The 17,880-nt window shown below is 62.9% G+C and carries 20 protein-coding genes; 12 read left to right on the forward strand and 8 right to left on the reverse strand.

Annotation, left to right across the window (positions count from 1 at the left end):
- Positions 1–59 precede the first annotated feature (59 nt).
- On the reverse strand, positions 60–971 hold the full coding sequence (locus AC1M2K_RS00980) for an aminoglycoside phosphotransferase family protein (protein WP_480239480.1): 912 nt from the start codon (positions 969–971) through the stop codon (positions 60–62).
- A 108-nt stretch (positions 972–1,079) separates the two neighbouring features.
- On the opposite strand from AC1M2K_RS00980, the gene AC1M2K_RS00985 reads away from it, so the two are divergent.
- Together AC1M2K_RS00985 and AC1M2K_RS00990 are read left to right on the forward strand one after the other, a co-directional pair.
- A complete protein-coding gene (locus AC1M2K_RS00985) occupies positions 1,080–1,592 on the forward strand; it encodes a hypothetical protein (protein WP_480239481.1) in 513 nt (170 codons plus the stop codon).
- Between the two features lie 196 nt (positions 1,593–1,788).
- Positions 1,789–2,040 carry a hypothetical protein gene (locus tag AC1M2K_RS00990; RefSeq protein ID WP_480239482.1) on the forward strand — a complete coding sequence of 84 codons (252 nt, stop codon included), beginning with the start codon at positions 1,789–1,791 and terminating at the stop codon, positions 2,038–2,040.
- 249 nt (positions 2,041–2,289) lie between these two features.
- On the opposite strand, the gene AC1M2K_RS00995 is transcribed toward AC1M2K_RS00990, so the two are convergent.
- Positions 2,290–3,213 (reverse strand): DMT family transporter, encoded by a 924-nt coding sequence (locus AC1M2K_RS00995; RefSeq protein WP_480239483.1) that lies wholly within the window; start codon positions 3,211–3,213, stop codon positions 2,290–2,292.
- An 879-nt stretch (positions 3,214–4,092) separates the two neighbouring features.
- Between AC1M2K_RS00995 and AC1M2K_RS01000 the strand changes: the two genes are divergently transcribed.
- On the forward strand, positions 4,093–4,458 hold the full coding sequence (locus AC1M2K_RS01000; RefSeq protein WP_480239484.1) for a DUF7882 family protein: 366 nt from the start codon (positions 4,093–4,095) through the stop codon (positions 4,456–4,458).
- Here AC1M2K_RS01000 and AC1M2K_RS01005 read toward each other — a convergent pair.
- Complete coding sequence (locus AC1M2K_RS01005) at positions 4,433–4,708, reverse strand: hypothetical protein (RefSeq protein WP_480239485.1); 276 nt, start codon at positions 4,706–4,708, stop codon at positions 4,433–4,435. The two genes, AC1M2K_RS01000 and AC1M2K_RS01005, sit on opposite strands and share 26 nt — an antisense overlap.
- A gap of 222 nt (positions 4,709–4,930) precedes the next feature.
- Here AC1M2K_RS01005 and AC1M2K_RS01010 point away from each other — a divergent pair, with 222 nt between their 5' ends.
- From AC1M2K_RS01010 to AC1M2K_RS01020, 3 genes are all read left to right on the forward strand, one after another.
- Positions 4,931–5,593 (forward strand): GAF and ANTAR domain-containing protein, encoded by a 663-nt coding sequence (locus tag AC1M2K_RS01010; protein WP_480239486.1) that lies wholly within the window; start codon positions 4,931–4,933, stop codon positions 5,591–5,593.
- Positions 5,594–5,599: 6 nt separating this feature from the next.
- On the forward strand, positions 5,600–6,361 hold the full coding sequence (locus tag AC1M2K_RS01015; RefSeq protein ID WP_480239487.1) for a GAF domain-containing protein: 762 nt from the start codon (positions 5,600–5,602) through the stop codon (positions 6,359–6,361).
- A gap of 253 nt (positions 6,362–6,614) precedes the next feature.
- Positions 6,615–6,941: a DUF7882 family protein gene (locus AC1M2K_RS01020; RefSeq protein ID WP_480239488.1), complete on the forward strand. Its 327-nt coding sequence runs from the start codon at positions 6,615–6,617 to the stop codon at positions 6,939–6,941.
- A gap of 132 nt (positions 6,942–7,073) precedes the next feature.
- On the opposite strand, the gene AC1M2K_RS01025 is transcribed toward AC1M2K_RS01020, so the two are convergent.
- The gene (locus tag AC1M2K_RS01025; protein WP_480239489.1) at positions 7,074–7,505 is read right to left on the reverse strand and encodes a hypothetical protein; all 432 of its coding nucleotides are present in this window, start codon (positions 7,503–7,505) and stop codon (positions 7,074–7,076) included.
- Between the two features lie 239 nt (positions 7,506–7,744).
- Between AC1M2K_RS01025 and AC1M2K_RS01030 the strand changes: the two genes are divergently transcribed.
- Both AC1M2K_RS01030 and AC1M2K_RS01035 read left to right on the forward strand, forming a co-directional pair.
- The gene (locus AC1M2K_RS01030) at positions 7,745–10,336 is read left to right on the forward strand and encodes a DUF4062 domain-containing protein (protein ID WP_480239490.1); all 2,592 of its coding nucleotides are present in this window, start codon (positions 7,745–7,747) and stop codon (positions 10,334–10,336) included.
- 2 nt (positions 10,337–10,338) lie between these two features.
- Positions 10,339–11,607, forward strand: coding sequence for a nucleotide disphospho-sugar-binding domain-containing protein (locus AC1M2K_RS01035; RefSeq protein WP_480239491.1), 1,269 nt, complete (start codon positions 10,339–10,341; stop codon positions 11,605–11,607).
- A gap of 127 nt (positions 11,608–11,734) precedes the next feature.
- Here AC1M2K_RS01035 and AC1M2K_RS01040 read toward each other — a convergent pair whose 3' ends face one another.
- Complete coding sequence (locus AC1M2K_RS01040) at positions 11,735–12,205, reverse strand: winged helix-turn-helix transcriptional regulator (RefSeq protein WP_480239492.1); 471 nt, start codon at positions 12,203–12,205, stop codon at positions 11,735–11,737.
- 125 nt (positions 12,206–12,330) lie between these two features.
- Here AC1M2K_RS01040 and AC1M2K_RS01045 point away from each other — a divergent pair, with 125 nt between their 5' ends.
- The 4 genes from AC1M2K_RS01045 to AC1M2K_RS01060 all read left to right on the forward strand — a co-directional run bounded on the left by AC1M2K_RS01045 (position 12,331) and on the right by AC1M2K_RS01060 (position 15,448).
- Positions 12,331–12,786, forward strand: coding sequence for an SRPBCC family protein (locus AC1M2K_RS01045; protein WP_480239493.1), 456 nt, complete (start codon positions 12,331–12,333; stop codon positions 12,784–12,786).
- A 180-nt stretch (positions 12,787–12,966) separates the two neighbouring features.
- Complete coding sequence (locus tag AC1M2K_RS01050; protein WP_480239494.1) at positions 12,967–13,797, forward strand: alpha/beta fold hydrolase; 831 nt, start codon at positions 12,967–12,969, stop codon at positions 13,795–13,797.
- Between the two features lie 14 nt (positions 13,798–13,811).
- Positions 13,812–14,603 (forward strand): helix-turn-helix domain-containing protein, encoded by a 792-nt coding sequence (locus AC1M2K_RS01055; protein WP_480239495.1) that lies wholly within the window; start codon positions 13,812–13,814, stop codon positions 14,601–14,603.
- Positions 14,604–14,800: 197 nt separating this feature from the next.
- The gene (locus tag AC1M2K_RS01060; RefSeq protein ID WP_480239496.1) at positions 14,801–15,448 is read left to right on the forward strand and encodes an HAD-IA family hydrolase; all 648 of its coding nucleotides are present in this window, start codon (positions 14,801–14,803) and stop codon (positions 15,446–15,448) included.
- Positions 15,449–15,666: 218 nt separating this feature from the next.
- Here the strand turns inward: AC1M2K_RS01060 and AC1M2K_RS01065 are convergent, their stop codons facing one another.
- From AC1M2K_RS01065 to AC1M2K_RS01075, 3 genes are all read right to left on the reverse strand, one after another.
- Entirely contained in the window at positions 15,667–16,251 is a 585-nt protein-coding gene (locus AC1M2K_RS01065) for a GNAT family N-acetyltransferase (RefSeq protein ID WP_480239497.1), read from the reverse strand.
- Positions 16,252–16,563: 312 nt separating this feature from the next.
- Positions 16,564–16,848 (reverse strand): hypothetical protein, encoded by a 285-nt coding sequence (locus AC1M2K_RS01070; protein WP_480237577.1) that lies wholly within the window; start codon positions 16,846–16,848, stop codon positions 16,564–16,566.
- Between the two features lie 417 nt (positions 16,849–17,265).
- Entirely contained in the window at positions 17,266–17,874 is a 609-nt protein-coding gene (locus tag AC1M2K_RS01075; protein WP_480239498.1) for a histone deacetylase, read from the reverse strand.
- Between the last annotated feature and the right edge of the window lie 6 nt (positions 17,875–17,880).

Consider the following 17,880-nt stretch of genomic DNA (forward strand, 5'->3'; position numbering starts at 1 on the left):
AGCGTCTCGCTGAGGGGCCTGCCGTCAGCCTAAAGAGCACCGCAGGGCGGCCAGCCCCATCAGTCGCTGGAGTTCAACGCGCTGCCTAACAACGCCGTCGATTGCGGGACGAGGTCTGGCAGCCGATCGGGTCGCACCTCGAGCGCCCATCGGATCACGTCCAAGGCCTGCAAGACCGTCAGTTCACGCACAACCGTGGTGGCTTCCGCATCGGTGAGCCCACTTCCCTCGAGCACATTGGCCCAGGCCACATCGCTCACGGCGGATTCGGGATCCTCCAGCAGCTTCCAGCGATGGATCCGCTCGAGATCACCCCAGACGACCGGACCGACTGTCGCCGCGCCCCAGTCGATGAGGGTGTATCGCTCACCGCCCAGGAGATTCCGCGTGGACATGTCGCCGTGAATAAGCCCTTGCGGAAGCGATCGTTGCTGAAGTGAGTCCAGCAGATGGAGGAATCGTGAGCGTTCGCGGGGGCGGTAGAGGCCGATTTCCACCAGTTCGTCGCCCTCGGTGAGCGCTGCTCTGTTGTAGTCGAGGTGCGCCAGCCACGCAGCCCCAAGGTCACGCCCGAAGCGTGAGAACAGCGCCTCTGGAGCATCGGTCACATCGAGTTCAGCAAGCGCAGAGGCGAATCTGCCGATCGATCTCCATGCTCTCGGATCACTCGCCGACGCGGTGCTCCCTGCGACATGGTCGACGACGAGATACGAGAGACCGTTCAGCCATCCCCTCGCGACCATCGGAGAACTGGGGATCCCCGCGGTGGCGGCGGCCCGCAGGCACCACGCTTCGACGTCGAATGGATCGACAATCTGATCGTCGACCTTCGCGAACCGAACGACGAGATCGCGACCGCCCCCGTTCACACGCACGACGTGGTTTTGATTTCCACCTCGAAGTACGGACGTTCGAGCAACGTTGATCCCTAACGACCGCACGATCGAAGTAGCGAGCGCCAATATCTCCACACACCTACGGTAGCGTCAGCAGGCTTGCCACCTATCCGCGCCGGGAACCCATCAGGAACCCCCAGCGAGAACGTCCAGCGGGGCCGGCCTGTGGTGTTGACTGTGACAATGACATCCGCGCCGCCAATCCTGTCCATCAGGGACGAAACCGAATGGCGAGCGGAGAAACTTCCGCAGATCGACGTGAACTTGCGCACCTGCATTTACTACAGCGACTGGTTGGCTGACGCCCCTTCGGCGTTGGACACCGAGCACTCGGAGACTGCTCGTCTCTATGAGACCAACAGCGGCATATCGCCTACTATCCTCGGCGGATCTCACCCTGACCAACCTGGCAAATCAATTCCGATGGGCTACACAAACCTGCAGCTTCTCGAAAAACGCGCCGTCATCTTCGAGGGCGCACTCGTGCGACTGTGGAGTAGTCGCTACAAACCGAGCGTCCCGATGGACGCAGCCGGCTTCGATGCCGTAACCGAAGGCGACACGTGGAAGCATTTGAGGCTGGGCCTCGACCAGTCGATCGGCCACGCGGTGGGCCAAGCCCAGACGCTGTCAGCGCGAATGAACGGCGCCCCCGTAATCGTCACTCGTCTGCTGAGCTCGACGTACTGGCATTGAATTGAGCCTCCTTACGCCGCTCGAGAGACACCCTTTATTGGAACTTCAGCCGGACAGCCCGCGTCGCCCAAGCGATCGCCGAGCACTTCACCTCTGATTGCACTTCGCTCAGCGGGCCCCCTTCTGCGGTGGGTTCCTCGAGCTACGGTTCGGGCCGGAGCGACCCAGGGGCTAGTTCGGCCGTAGGCTCTCTGTCGTGCCTCGCGAACTCTCACTGGTCAATGTAATCGTCTGGCTGGTCATCTCCACAACGACCCTGGTCGTCTTCGTACCCACCGCCGTTTTCACAGTCGCTGCGACGACGGACTGGACGACGGCACTCATAGACGTCGAACGTGGCGAGGTGGATCTGCCTACATGGTTCACGTTCGGCATGAATTGTGGGCTGGTGCTCGCCGCTGCACTCTGCGCCTTCGGGACAGCGGGACTCCTCATCCGTCGCCTGTGAAGACGAGCCGACCCGGAAGCCGAGCCAGCGAGCTAGGCGTACTAGGCCAGGACAAGGCCGCCGACAACCTCGTCGCTCGAAGTCGAGCCTTTGAGGGACGAGGTGTTCTGCCTTCAACCATCGACCTAGCCAAGGGGTCGTCACGCCTCGGATTGACAGATCCCACCTATTGCATCCAGCTGCGTGAAGTCGTGAAGTGTCCGGCACGGTTGTGAAGTCGGAATGCCGCGCCGCGTGCGGAAGCGATCGTCACAGCCGCCAGAACTTGCGCAGTGCTGACCCGGGCAGTGCGGTGATGACGATGGCGACCAGTACGAGCAGTGTGCCGAATATGGTTTGCGGATAGATTGCGCTGCCCGCCACCGGCAGCAGCCAGTCCATGAGCAGGGCTCCGATCAGCTGGCCGGCGATCATGCTCAGCCCCGTGAGCAGCACGCCGATATGCCGAATCAACAAGGCGCTCAGGACGAGGTTGATGCATCCAAGCGCGCCGCCGGTGTATAGCCAGGGCTCGGGCGGAAGTGTGGGCATCCCGCCGGTGAGTGCCAGACTCAGCACCCAAATGAACGCCAGCCCGACACTGCCGACCACATAGTTAACCAGGGTTCCCGGGATTGGCGAGTGGACCTGCGCAGCGATCCTGCCGTTCACGGCGTGCTGAAACGTCATCAGAATCGCGGCTAGGACAACCAGTGCGAGCGGGACCAGCATTCCTTCGGGATTCGGCATGTCCGAGAGTCGAGGGGACACCGCCCAGGCCACCGCGCTCACCGTGAGTATCAAACCGAGTACACGCATCGTGGTTATCGCCCGTTTGCCGCCGGGGCCAATACCGAGCCGGTCTACGGCTAGTCCGCTGACCGTCTGGCCAGTCACGACCGCCACCGTATAGATCGCGATCCCGACGCTTGCGACAAAGCTTGTCTGGGCAAAGATGAAGTACGCGCCAACGATGCCAGCACCGTGGAAGTACCAGGGAACGGTGCCCTCGCGGGTGCCGGAGAGGAGTTTCCCGAAGGCGGCACGTCCAGCGGGTAGCAATACTGTGACAGCGGCCATGATCAAGGCGGCACCGCTGAAGCTAAACAACCCTGCCAAGAGCGGATCCTGTAGTCGTTGTCCCAGTTCGCCGTTGATCCGGGCCTGCAGTGGCAGCGTTAGACCTGCGGTCACGGCCAGAGGGATTCCCGTAGCCAGTGCACGTGCTGCCGATCTAGGCCGCTGAACCACTGGAATACTGACAACCTGCTGCACTTAATAGCCCGTCGGGAAGGCGGTGGCGAGCCCCGGAACGACCAAGGCGGGCGTACCGCTGCGCACAAGCATCGCGGCATCCTCGCTCGCCCTGCAGACGGTTATTGCGACTGCCATATTGCGGTTCCTTCTGTTTGTTGTGCCTGGGCGGTTTGTCGCGACGCAATGAGTTTCGGCGAGGGCGCAGGGGCAGGCGTGGCGCCTTGGCGCCTTAGAAGAGGTCGGCGTAGTCGAGCGCGACCATGTCATATGAGGTCTGCAGGCACTCGAGCGGGGTGCGGCCGTACTGCTCGTCCTGCTCGTCCAGGAGGTACTGGCGCCAATCTCATCGGGATCTGCGAGATCTGCACGGCATGGCTGCCGATCTCCCTCAACTACCGAAGAGTCTCGAAAGGGCCATCGTTGCCTGTACGCCGATTTTCGCCATTGAAATTTGTCCTCCTCGGGCCGGGGTTTCCTTTTGGAAACCGGTTGCCAATTTGTACTTTCGCACACTTACGTCCGACGTGCAACCGTTCGACCCGGGTCTTTCTACGACACTCGTGGGAGAAAACACTAGATCGGCGTCGCAGGGCCAGGCTGGCCTGCACGCGCACACCGCGTCTAAGTGGGGCCCTCGAGGACTCACCAAGTCGGCAGCCATCGAGTTGGGTCTTGGTACCTGAAGTATTGACCCCAGTTCATCCACGAGACCCCAGCCTCAGAGAAAGGTGGCGCCTTCTTCTCGGTCACCGTAGGATCGCAATAGCTGATCCCCCGGACCCTGGGACGTGTAAACAAACATTCCGGGAGATAGCTATGGGTACTCTTTTGTACGACGGCGGCAGCCCCATCGAGTTCGACGACCGCACGTTGGCGCACCTTCAAATCGTGATCGGTTCCAAACTGCGCCGGGGCGAGTCATTCTACTTCAGTTGGCCGGCGAGGGACGGTGGACGAACAACCATCTGGTTGCACCCCACGTTGTCTCTGCGATACGACTACACGACGAACGAGATGCCTGCCCTCAATCGAGCGTGGGTCGACAGGCTCGCGGAACGCGCGTACACGCCGGGTGGTCTCGTCCTCCTCGCGGAACCCGAGACGGCGCACGTCGTCCCGCAACCCCTCACCCCTGTGGGTGCACAAACCGTTGAGGTCAAAGATCTTGCCGGTAGTCGTTGACATAGCTCTCGTAGGAGATATCGTCCTCGAAGTTCGGAATACCGATCTCGTACTCCTCCGACGATTCAAAGAGCACCGGCAACCCGGGCGTGACGATGGCACGGACAGAGTGGGCGCCTGCTGCAGGAATAGACACCGTTCCCCCGCCAGCGCGCATCGCCGCAACCAGCTCGTCTTCCAAATCGGAGACATTTGCATCCTGCACCAAGCGAAAACGTCGGTCGCCGATCGCGAGAGTGGTGATGATCATGGCAGCCGCCTTTCTCAGTCGTAACGATACGTCGAATCGGCAACGGAACGCACGGTTTGCGATCCCTCGTTCGGCTTGCTACGTCCACGGCTCCACCGAAGTTCGCCTTGCGTGCTTTCGCCCTGCTTACTCCTGCATTCCCGCGAGTGCAAAAGATGCTTTCTGTCTTGACATAGTCACCAGCCTGCCCCGAGAGCTGGAGCGTGTTGTGACGGGGGCATCTTGAACGCCGCGCAAGCAACATCAGATCTGGGACGAAGACTCTCCGCCCCCTTCCTCGACCTGCTGCCGATCAACGGTGTGGCCATCTCTGTCCTCAACCGAGACGAGAAGGCTCTGGTCATTCACGCGAGTGATGACACCGCCGCCCAACTCGAGGAAGCCCACCTTGACCTGGGCGAAGGACCGCTCTTCGACTGCGTCGCCGCCGCGCGACCCGTGTTGATTCCCGAGGTCGCGACCGCTGACCGATGGCCGTTATTCCTCGCCCGCGCCCAAGACCTTCAAGTGGCTGCTGTCTTCCTTTTTCCGCTGACCCTCGGCGCCGCCTGCGTGGGCGCCGCACTCTGTTACAGGAACACCCCCGGCGCCCTGGACATTGAAGCCCGCGACGTCGGCCGCTCACTCGGCCGCGCGGTCGCAGGCCAGGCACTCCGCCGGGCGATCGCACTCGCCGACGGCGAGGAGTCCGACGAGACCGCGCCGATCGAAATGCGGCGTGAAGTGCATCAAGCTACCGGGATGGTACTCAGCCAGCTCGATATCACGGCGTCCGATGCGTTGGCTCGAATGCGCGCATACGCCTTTTCCAACGGCGTCAGCCTTCGCGAGGTCGCTCGTGACGTGGTGGACCGACGGCTCGACTTTTCAATATCGAGGGACTGATCTCAGATGAGCAAAGAACACATGGTGAGCGAGAAGACGCGGGAAGCGAAGATCAACGCGGCCTTCATAGCGATGGCCGACGCGCTGATGAACGAGTACGACATCGTCGATCTCCTGTCGACACTTCTGAACGCCTGCACCGATATCCTCGGCGTCGAAGCCGGCGGCATCCTATTGGCGGATGCCGCCGGGGATCTCGAGCTGGTCGCCTCCACCAGCGAAGAAGCGGAACTGGTCGAAACCATCATCATCGCCGCGGGCGAAGGACCGTGCTTCGATTGCTACAACACTGCTGCGCCGGTCACCGTTGCAGACATCGAAAAAGTGGCGGAGAAGTGGCCCAGGTTCCATCGGACGGCCCTCGAGCAGGGATTCCGCGCCACCTACGCCGTCCCGATGCGACTACGGAACGACGTGGTTGGGGTGATGAACCTTCTGCACTCCCAGCCTGGCCCGACTTCCGAAGAGGACGGAAGCGTCGCACAAGCACTGGCCGACCTCGCAGTCCTTGGCGTCCTTCACGAACGCAACTTCCGGACACCGTTCGCAATCACCGAACAGTTGCACCTCGCCCTGGATACCCGCATCCTCATCGAACAGGCCAAAGGGGTGCTCGCTGATACAGAAAATCTCACGATGACAGAGGCCTTCAACTCGCTCCGGCGCTACGCGCGTGCGAACGGCACCACTCTCCGCCGCGTCTCTGAAGCCATCACTCGCGGCACAATACCGACAACTGAAATCGTCTCCGAAGACCTCACCGACTGACCAGGCCCTCGTCCTTAGCCCCGTCGAATACCCCTCTCGCTGTCATTACCTCCAGGCCAAGCCGGCACGCTGAGCTCGTCGACAAGATCGCCAACGGTAGGTACGGTGATGATGGACGCAGCGGAATCGCACCACTGTCACGGAGCGTTTGCCCGAACCTAGGAACGGATGCCCAGGCGCAGATTCCAGACGGACGGGAAGCGCGTGGATACACGTGGATTTGAGCCCATCGGGCCCGGATCGAGGAACTCCGATGGGGAAGTTGACGTACGACGGAACGACAACCGTGAACTGCGACGACCGGGTCCTCGCTCACCTTCAGATCGCGATGGGAGCGAAGCTGCGCCGCGGAGAGTGCTTTTACTTCACTTGGCGGGACGAGTTCAGTTCTCCCAACGGCATCAACACCTTATGGATGGCACCGCACATCTCGCTGCATTTCAAGTACTACGGATCTCGGGTGCCGATCATCAACAGCAACTGGGTAGCGGCGCTCGCGCACTGCTCGAACACGCCCGGCGGCCTTCACATCGTCCCGGAGCCCAGCGACACCCAGCAAACGACACAGGCCGAAGTCTGACCCTGTTCCGAGGACTAACGCCGCCGGCGGTGGAGACTGTGCTGGCACGGCAGCCAATCCGCACGTCAGATCGGTACGAAACTTCCTTGAGGCCAGCTTCATCAACGCGACCCACAGGGCAAGGGGGAACGGTCACTGCGAGCTGACAACCACGACTAGTCCGCCGTCGGCCGGCACAACGATGCTCGGCCCGCCGGGAGGGCTGTAAGTCGCCCCGCCTGACCGGTCGCCCAGCTGGACTAGCGTGTAGGGCGACGTGCGCTTCCACGAGTCGACTCCTGCATCTGTGAACCCGAGCTCACGCAGACGATCTTCTAGCGTGGACGGCGAGTTCTCTATCGAGATCAGGAGCAGCTCAACAGTCGGTCCGCCCTCCTCTATAGCTCCGGACTGCCCGTCGTGAACTTCTGATGCAACGTCCCCGACACTTTCCAACTGGAGGTCGGCGCTGACAGCATCTACAACCTGGAAATCACTCGAAGGCGCACATCCCCCGAGAGTCGCGACTGCAAAAACCGCAAGCGAGGCCGCGAGTACAGAGGCGAAGCGACGTGAGTTGGTCATGGACGCAATCCAACCTGATCGCGTCGACACTATCGAGACGATTGCTCGCGCGCACGCGGGGAGGTTCACCGGGGTGGGCTCTTTCGAATGAGACCGATAACGCTCGCTAGAAGGCCGTCCGAGGGACCTCACGGACGTACCTATCGACAGCCGCTGAGTCCTCTCCCATGGGCCTTTTCGATGGCTCAGGCCTGAGGGGGCGGTTGAACAGCTTTTGAGTGAGGGCCATAATTTGGGCCATGAGCGAAGGCGCTAGATTCATACGAACGCCCGACCAGCGCCTGCGGGTTTTCGTTAGCTCGACCCTCAGGGAGCTTGCGCCGGAGCGGCGTGTGACCCGTTCGATCATCGAACGTCTCGCGCTGTCGCCGGTGATGTTCGAGTTGGGCGCCCGGCCACATCCCCCGAGGTCGCTGTACCGCTCTTATCTCGAGCAGTCCGAGATTTTCATTGGCATCTACTGGGAATCATACGGCTGGGTCGCGCCAAGCGAAGAGGTTTCAGGTCTGGAGGATGAGTACAACCTCGCGCCCGACATCCCGATGCTCATTTACGTAAAACGCAGTGAGCAGCGGGAAGATCGCTTGAGCGCACTGCTCAACCGCATCAGGGACGACGACCGAGTGTCATATGTGGGATTCGATGAGGCAGACGAATTGGCGGCGTTGCTCACATCGGATCTAGCAACACTTCTTGCTGAACGATTCGATGAGGGCAGGCGTCGCCGGGCTGTTCCGTCTAACAGCGCACCCGACATGTCTTCCTTTCCGTTCCTCACCCCGCCCGACCCACTGACCCGCCTGATCGGGCGCGACGACGAGGTGAATCGCGTTGTCGATTTGTTAGCGGTGGACGCATGCCGGCTCGTCACAATTACTGGCCCAGGGGGGATCGGCAAGAGCCGCCTCGCGGTAGCCGCTGCTCGAGAGCTCGAATCGTCGTTTCCCGATGGCATTGCGTTCGTGGCCCTCGCCCCGGTTCGTGACCCGAATCTGGTCATATCCTCGATCGCGACCGCCTTGGCTATTCCCGACACCGGCGAGGTACCGCTGCTGACGAAGCTGAAGCAGGCCCTCGGACATCGCCGTGTGCTGCTCCTGCTCGACAACGTCGAGCAGGTGGTGGATGCCGCCGCAGATCTGAGCGCGCTCCTCAGCGACACTTCTGTGTCGATGCTCGCCACTAGCCGCATCCTGCTCCGTATCGACGGTGAGCAGAATGTCCCACTGACGCCGCTGCCCTCTGCGTCCGCAGTAGAACTCTTCGTCGAGAGAGCGCATGCTGTGAAACCAGAGTTCGAGCTCACCGTCGACAACGCAGATGATGTTGCTTCGATCGCCACCGCCCTCGACAACCTTCCCCTGGCGCTGGAACTTGGCGCCGCACGCCTGCGCATCCTCACTCCCGCTGCTCTCTCCGAACGACTGGATAGTGCGCTGCCCCTGCTTGTCGGTGGAGCGCGTGACCGCCCGGAACGCCAGCGAACGTTGCGCGCCACCATCGACTGGAGCGCTCAGTTGTTGAGCGACACGGAGCGCGACCTGCTCCTGAGACTCGCCGTCTTCCGCAATGGATTCGCGCTCGATGCAGCAGAGTGGATGTGCGAGGGGCTCGAGCCGGAAACAGCCACAGATCTCCTCACGGGACTCGTCGAAAGCAGTCTGGTGCAGGAGCAGGACCGGGGCACGCTCTCATGGTTCTCGATACTGGCAACGGTTCGGGAGTATGCGCGAGACGAGCTCGAACGACGGGGCAACCTGCTGATCTGCCGGCAGCGGCACGCTGAATTCTTCTCGAGTCTTGCTCTCCGAGCGGAACCTCACCTGATCGGTGCCGACCAGGGACGGTGGATGGCGAGGCTCCGCGACGAGATAGACGACTTTCGGGCAGCGGTCAACCACTATTTCGACAACGCTCAGCCGGACGCTGTCGCAGACCTGATCTGGCCGCTTTACTGGTACTGGTGGAGCACCGGGCGTATGCGAGAAGGCGAAGCTTGGTTCAGACGGCTCACCGAGGCCAAGTATGAAATGAGCGACCGGACGCGCTTCAGAGCACAGCTTTACGTCGCCGGGCTGGCGACGTTGGACACGCCCGACCCAGCGCGCATTCCCGAACTCACGGACTGTGTTGCTTATTTCGCAAGCGAGCCCGACCCGTTCGGTGAGTTCCTCGCACGGCTCACACTCGGAGCACTCGAGCTGACGCAAGGCACTTCCGGACTCGGGCGCGCTGAACAGGAAATTCAACGCGCCGAAACCATAGCCAAGACTCTGAATAGCTCTTTCCTTACGTCGATGGCACTGGTGATTGCTGGGCAGGTTTCCCTGGCGCGGGGGGACGTGCCAAGGGCGATAACCACTTTTGAGGGCAGCCTAGACGCTGCAAGAAAGAGCGGAGAGGTGCTCAGCGAATCGGCGGCTCTCTACCAGCTCGGGTGGGCGCGGCTGATCCTCGGCGATCATGACGCCGCTAGCGACTACTTCGCTCAGCAGATGTCCCTCTCTTCGGATGCCCGGCACGACCAAGGCATCGCCAACGGGCTGGACGGCATGTTCGCCGTCGCCGTCGCCGCCGGCGACTTCGAACGAGCGGGCACCCTCGTCGGCGCCGCTGACGAAATACGCGAACGCCGCGGCCTTCTCGGGCCCGCCATGCTGCCCTACTACCAACAGGCCCTCGCGAAGGTTCAAGCGTCCCCGGCCGCCCGCGACTTCGATATAGCCCGCGAGCACGGCCGCCACGCAGATGTCGCGAAGATTGTTGACGAAGCACTCGGCTCGCTTCGCGCTCGCTCCGTAGCGTTCCCCCCCAGAGCAGAAGAGACCTAGCAATGAAGTATCTGCTCGCGATCTGGGACGGGGGCGGCGCAACCCCACCGAACCTCGGCATCGCCCGAATGCTCGTCGGACGCGGCCACGAAGTGGTGGTCTACGGTGACGCAACACTCGCTGCCGATGTGTTTCGGACGGGGGCCACTCACCGGGCCTGGTCGACCGCGCCGCAACGTCGTACGACTGCACTCGCGGACGATGTACTGAAGGACTGGCAATGCCGCACTCCCCCCGGCGCCGTCCTTCGATTGCGCGACCGTCTAATCGCCGGACCATCGGCGCGCTTCGCCGCCGACATCGTCGCAGCTCTGGACAATGAACGGTTCGACGCGGTGCTCGCCGACGGGATACTTCTTGGAGCGTTGGTTGGTGCAGAAGCTCGCGCAATTCCGGCCGCCGCCTTAGTCGGAAGCGTCTACCTAGCACCGTCACGTGTCCGCCCGCCCGCCGGGCGCTTGCCTCCAGCACGGAGAACGCTGGGTCGAGTGCGCGATCGCATGGGCTTCGTCCTGTCGAATCTCCTCTGGGACGGGGGCTTGCGTACCCTCAACGATGCACGGGCCAAGTACGGACTAGCCCCGCTTGCTCATCTTTGGGACCAGTGGGACCGCGCGGCACGCGTGCTGATGCTGACAGGTTCGGCCTTCGACGACCCGCCCCCGGATGCACCCAACGTGAGGTACGTCGGGCCCGTACTTGAGGACCTCCCGGCCGATGATGCGCTCAAACTCCCGCCAGGGGACACCCCACTCGTGGTCGTTGGCCTATCGAGTTCGTACATGAATCAGTACGACCTTCTTGTCCGGATCGCCCAGGCGCTGGCATCAATGCCCGTGCGCGGTGTCATCACGACCGGACCTGCGATCGACCCCGCCGATCTCGCGGCGACGGCGAACGTCGTTGTTGTGCGGTCTGCGGCGCACACCGAACTCATCCCAAGAGCCGACCTGGTGATCACCCACGCTGGCCACGGAACCCTGATCAAAGCAATTGCGGCAGGCGTGCCGACGCTCTCCATTCCGCTCGGTCGGGATCAGCCCGACAACGCCGCCCGCGCGGTACGCCACGGCGTCGGAGTCTCCCTGTCACCGCGGTCAGATGCAACCGACATAGCCAAGGCGATCCTTGAGATGCTCAGCGAGCCGTCTTATCGCGCCGCGGCGGCCGCTCTCGGAGAACGTATCCGCGCGGAAATCGCTTCGGGTTCCCTCGCGGCGGAGCTGGAGGACCTCCCACGGTCGAGCCCTTCGATGGTCGAGCGAGATTAGGTGGGGATCTCCGCTACGCCGGATGATCAACGCTCAGCGGGAAGGCCCACAGCCGGGGATCGTGACCCCGGCGCCTAGGCGGACGTTCCAAACGGCAGTCGCTTCGCGCAGCGGCCCACCCGACCCCCTATGTCCCTCGTGAAGTCGGCAGAGAGGCGATCACACTGTCGGCGCCGCCGAAGATGCTGCCACCGTCGCGGACGGTTTTGATTATCAGGGCGGTCATGGCTGCCTTGTCGTGATTGACGACTGCGATCCATTCAGGCGGCGCGTCAGTGTCGGGGTCGATTTGGGCGCTCCAGTGAGCAATCTCGAGCAGGATGGGGATGAGTGCGAGACCGCGCTCGGTGAGGCTGTAGATGATCCGTCGGGAATCGGAGGGGTCGGGGGCCCGGCTGAGGATGGCGTTGTCTTCAAGCTGAGCGAGCCGGGCTGCCAGCACGCTCGGGGCGATGCGCTCTTCGGCGGCCAGGAATTCCTTGAAGGAGCGCTTGCCGAAGTAGACGATGTCGCGGATCACGAGCAGTGACCACGGGTCGCCGAAGGCCTCCAAACCGAAGTTGATCGGGCAGTGCGATTTTCCGTTCGTCCGTTTCACTCAGACCTCTTGACATTCATACTCGTAGTGATAGCGTCATTTCACTACGATTATCATACTGAAAAGGCAAGGCCATGAGCAGCTCTCATCCGACATTCGAGGTCCGGTCTACGAGGGTGTTCCCGGTGCCGGTTGAAGCGGCCTATGCGGCCTGGACCGAGCCCAGTGTGGTCAAGCAGTGGTGGGGGCCTGCCGGCTTCACTTGCCCAGTTGCGGATCTCGACGTCAGAAGCGGCGGCGTCTCCCTCATCGCGATGCGGGCCCCAGCGGAATTCGGCGGCGCCGAGATGTACAACACCTGGACATACACGTTGGTAGACCCGCCGAATCGGCTCGAATACGACATGCGGTTCTCCACCGCCGATGGACGAAACATCAGCCCTGCCGACGCTGGCATCCCGGGCGGTGTGCCCGACGCCGTCCCACATGTAGTCACCTTCGAACGACTCGAAGACAGCCACAGCAAAGTGAGTGTCACCGAATACGGTTACACCGACCAGGGGGCCCGGGACATGTCGCAAGCCGGCCTCGACGAATGTCTGGACAAGCTCGCCCGTCTCTTTCTGTCGCGATCTTTGTAGCGCGTTCGCGAGTTCCGCGAACACTTGGCTGCGTGAGGCGTACTCCAGAACTTGATTCCTGTATGCCGTGTGAGAGGCAGGTCGAGATACACGAGTTTGGGCAGTCCTAATAAGAACTCGCGGGATTCGCACTCTGACGGCTTGACCCTGACGTTGCGTCAACCCTGCACGCTGGATGGCATGAAGCAGAAGGCAACACGACGCAGAGGGCGAGTGGGGACACCCACGATCAGCACGACCCAGCCCTGGACCGGCATGGTGCCGGTGGATGACACCGCTCTTGCCGTCACCGATTCAGGGGGCTCAGGGCCCACCGTGGTCTACCTCAACGGACAGTTTGCCACCCAGGGATACTGGCGGCGGGTCATCGGCGAGTTGGGGCCGGGGTGGCGGCACATCACCTACGACGAGCGAGCCCGCGGGCGGAAGTCGGGGCGTTCCGCGGACTATTCCTTCGAGGCAAGCGTCCGCGATGTCGATGCCGTGCTCGACGCTCGGGGCATCGACCGAACCCTCGTGGTCGGGTGGTCGTACGGCGCGTTCGTCGCCGCGCACTGGACGAGTCGCAATCCGAACCGGGCGATCGGAGCAGTGCTCGTCGACGGCGCGCAGCCAAACGACTGGCTCACCGATGAGATGGAGCAGGGCATCCGGAAGATCTTCCGGCGGATGCGGTGGCTGATGGTGCCACTCCGCGTGACCGGACTGACGCCCCGGATGACCGCGCCGGAGATGGCCGAATGCAACATTGAAGTGGGCAAGCTCGCGCGCGAACGGGAACTCGGTCCGGTGATGGATAGGATCACTGTCCCGACCCGATACGTCCTCGCGTCCGGAACGTCGTTCGGTAGCAAAGGCGATGGGCAGGAAAAGATCCGCGCGAGCGTGCCTGCGGTGGCCGACCGCAACCCACACATCACGATCCACGCGAAGGTCGCGAGCAATCACGGCGCGATCCTCCGCAAGGACTACCGCGAAGTCGCCGAGGCGGTCCGCGGCGTCGTCCATTGAGGCAGGATGGGGCCATGCTCACGATCAGCCAACTGGCGTCGTACGCCGGAGTGACGGTGCGCACAGTCCGTCACTACCACCAGATCGGCCTGCTCGCCGAGCCCGGACGCGACCACTCCGGCTACCGCAGCTACGACGCAGCCGCCGTCGTGCGGCTGATCCGCATCCGCGTGCTGGCGGATGCGGGTGTGCCACTTGCGCGAGTACAGGAGCTCCTCGTCGCCGGCCCGGATGAGTTCACTCGTGCTGTCGAAGAGATCGACCATGCCTTAAGCGCCGACATCCGTCGCCTCCAGAAAAACCGCAAGCGAATCGCCATGCTTGCCGCCGGCGATCACCTGACCCTCCCCCAGAGCGTCGTGGACTACCTGAACCGGCTGCGCGCGCTCGGTATCGGCGAGGCGTACATCGAGCTCGAAAGGGACGCCTGGATCATGCTCGCCGCGCAGTATCCGCAAATCATCGACTCCGTGATCGCCGAGAAGAACCGCCATCTAGACCAGGACCCTGATATGACGCGGCTCTATCGCCTCCTCGGCTCTGCGCCTGATTGGTCGGCGGACGATCCGCGAGTTGTCGAACTCGCCGACCTCGTCGAGCAACTCCGCATCCGCGCTGTTCAGAGCGGTGAGTTGGAAATTGTCGGCGCCGATCAGACGGATCCGCTCTTGGCCCTGCTGGACGCGGCCATGACCGAGTCCGCACCGGTCGCTCGACGGCTGCTGGCGATCCTCGAGGAACGCGGGTGGCGTGGCTGGACGCAGCTCGAAAAAGTCCCGGCAACGCGAATCCAAGGCGATCGCTAAGCGAGGCTCCATTCGGTGAAGCGGATCGCGAGCTTTACTGCGCTCGTGATTCTCGCAAGGAACCCTCAGCGGGCTCAAACCGACGCTGCGTGTGATTGGCATGCGCATCGTCTGATTTCTCCACGGATCAGCGATCCATTCACGCCTTTCGCGTTGAGCTCCGACAGCGGTGGATTTGCTAACGGTACCGTCGAACCATGCAGTTTGACGTGGAAGCACTTCTGTTCGATATCGATGGCACTCTCGTGGACTCCACGCCAGTGGTCGAGCGGACGTGGAACACCTGGGCCTCCAGGCACGGACTGGACGTCAACGCGATTCTTGCGGTGTGCCACGGCCGACGGACGGAGGACACCGTTGCCGAGTTCCTCCCCGAATCTGAGTGCGCGGCCGGCGCTGCAGAACTCACTCAGCTGGAACTGGACGATTTGGATGGCGTCGTCGCACTACCTGCCGTGCTGGACCTGCTGATGAAGCTGCCACCGGACCGGTGGGCTGCCGTTACCTCTGGATCGCAGGAGCTTATGCGCGCGCGACTTACCGTCGCCGGACTGCCGATCCCTCCGGTCTTGATCGCCGCTGAAGACGTGACCCACGGCAAACCGGATCCGGAAGGCTATATGAAAGCCGCGGCTGCGCTGGGTCGGACCCCGTCAAATTGCCTCGTCATCGAAGACGCGCCAGCCGGCCTCGTGGCGGGCCTTGCCTCAGGCGCGAGGGTACTGGCAGTCGCCACGTCGCAGTCTCCAGACGTCCTGGGTTCTGCCCATGCTGTGATTCCCGATCTGACCTACTGCACAATCGCTGCAACCGATACGGGCATTCGCGTCGAGACGCGCCCGTGAAGATCATCCCACCTGGCGGAACCATCAACCGGCCGGGCAGCCCGGGTGAAAGTGGTTGAGTTGTCGGCGGCGATTCTCTCGAGTCGTTCAGGAAAGTCCCGGAGTAGTCGCTGCCTTCGAGCTTTCTGAGTGTCGATGTTGCGGGGTTTCAAGGCGGCGGCGGCCGAAGGCGCTGCGAGGTGGGCCTGACGTCGCGGCCGGCCCGCGTGAACAAGGCATCAGCCGCGGGTCGGCGGGACCGTCTTACGCATCACGGTCTTGCTCTTGCCAATGTGACGCTCGAACGTGAATCCCGCCTTCTCGAACATGGCCCTCGTGCCGTTGTGGAGAAACGAGGACGACGTCCTCTGGCCCGGCGCGAGTTCGTTGGGGAACGAAACCACCTCGCCACCGCCAGCCCGCGCGATCAGCTCGAGCGCGCCATCCAGCGCCTCCCGCGCCACGCCCGAACGTCGGTGGTCGCGGTCGACGAAGAAGCATGTGATGCGCCACGGCGCCGGCTCGGTCTCCCCTGCGTCGTACTCCCTGCGGTGGTAGATGCGCGGCAGTTCGACCGGGCTGCCGTACTCGCACCACCCGATCGCGTCGTCGCCGTCGAAGACGAGCGCGGCGTGCGCGACGCCCTCCGCCACGAGTCTCTGTTTGAACGTCGGCCCGTCGTACTCGCTCTTGATGGTGTGCTCCGTGTCGTCATGGAAATACGAGCAATAGCACCCGCCCCAGACTCCGTTGTGCTTCTGCGCGAGCGCCAGCCACGCCGGGAAGGTTTCGGGAGTGAGCGGTTTGGTCACGTGTGAAGTCATCAAGCCCATCCTCCGGCGTTGTAGGGGAACGAGTTCAAGAAGGTCAGGAAGCGTGCCTCCTTACGTGTGCCAACCAGTAAATCTGATACCGAACGCTTCTTCAAGAAAATTCAGCACCTGAGTACCGCCTGAAGCGGTCTCCACTAACGCGAACGCGGAAACCAGGTAATCGCCCGCAAGACGGACGTCCAAGGCGCAGCGAACTCGTCGGTCGAGGGCAGATGGCGTCGGTCCCCGATGCCACGGATGACGCGATCGCGGCGAAGGCCGTCCCCCAGATCGGAGAACGGCCTTCGCTGCGGCAAAAGCTGCCTAGTGGCCGTTGTTGTCGTTGTCCTCGTGTCCGCGCGTACCGGACTTCGCGAGGCCGCGGCTGATCAGGTAGCCAACTGTGACGAAAGCGACGTACTGCCAGGCGTGGTCTGCTCCGAAACCCTGGCCGTCATCGCCGTTGTCGGTGACTGCTGCCGCGATGAGGATTGCAACAGACACAATGAGCCACACGTAGAACTCGGTGGTCTTGAAGGCTGCTTTAGATTCGACAGCACGACGGGTCGTGGTGACGTTCTGGTTGGAGGTGCGTGCGTTGTTAGACATAGTTTCGCTTTCGTTGGATGGGCGGATGAAGTCCGCGCAAAGTCGGAAACGCTGCACACAACGGGGTCCGGGCTGGAGCTGCAAGATCTTCGCGACACCAAAGCTACGTTTCCTGCGACGAAACTGCATGGGGATGGAAGCTGATCACATACTGTGCTACCGAACGCGGTTTTGGAACGCCCGGACATTCTGCATCGGTGGTGACCTGTCCTGCGCTGCCCTTGTTGCGCTCGACATCCGGATCGCGGGGATTGATGAGTAAGCCGTCCGAGCCACCAGCCTGGCCTGTGGACAGGGCGCGTCAGTCGGATAGCCGAACCCTCAGCGGGACAGCCCGCGTCGCCCCAGCGATCCCTAACCGCACAAGCGCCGCCGGCTATGCCGCGCTCGCGTTGCCACCGGACCTCAGCGGTCCACCTACGCGGCGATCGCCTCGATCGCGGCGGACGTCCAGGCCCGGTCGGCTCCCGCGATCCCGGCCAGGTAGGCGCCGATGCGCGCGGGTGACCAGTTCCGCGACTCACGCAGTCCAGCCGCCATCACGCGCAGATAGGACTCGGCGGGTGCTGCGAGGTCCCGCTCCCCCGCCGCGGCGCTCGTGAAAGTCACCACCGGGAGGCGCGCACGGGTGCCTACACGGATCAGGGTCTGATAGCGACCGGGCCCGACGGCCAGTCGCCCGGCGCGATGCAGGGCAGAGAGATCGAGGTCGACTCCAGGGTGCTGGCGCGTCTCCTGCGCGAGCACATCCGCCAACTGCTGCCCGGCTAGGAGGTACGCCCGGCCAGCCACCATTCCCTGCGCTTGTGCATCGTAGACCGCCATACCGCCACCCCAGACGCTCGAACGACCGGTGAAGGAGAGCGCACCGGGGATGTCCAGGTCGACGTCGCCACCGGGTTCGGTCCGGTCGCGACACCCGGGATAGGTGCGGGATCCGCCGACAGGTCGTCCACCGACGATGTAGCACCGGAAGCGGGCAAGACTCAGGTTCGTGCCGTACGCGACGTACCAGAGCCGATCCACGGAGCC

The organism is Mycetocola sp. Y171 (assembly GCF_056713165.1).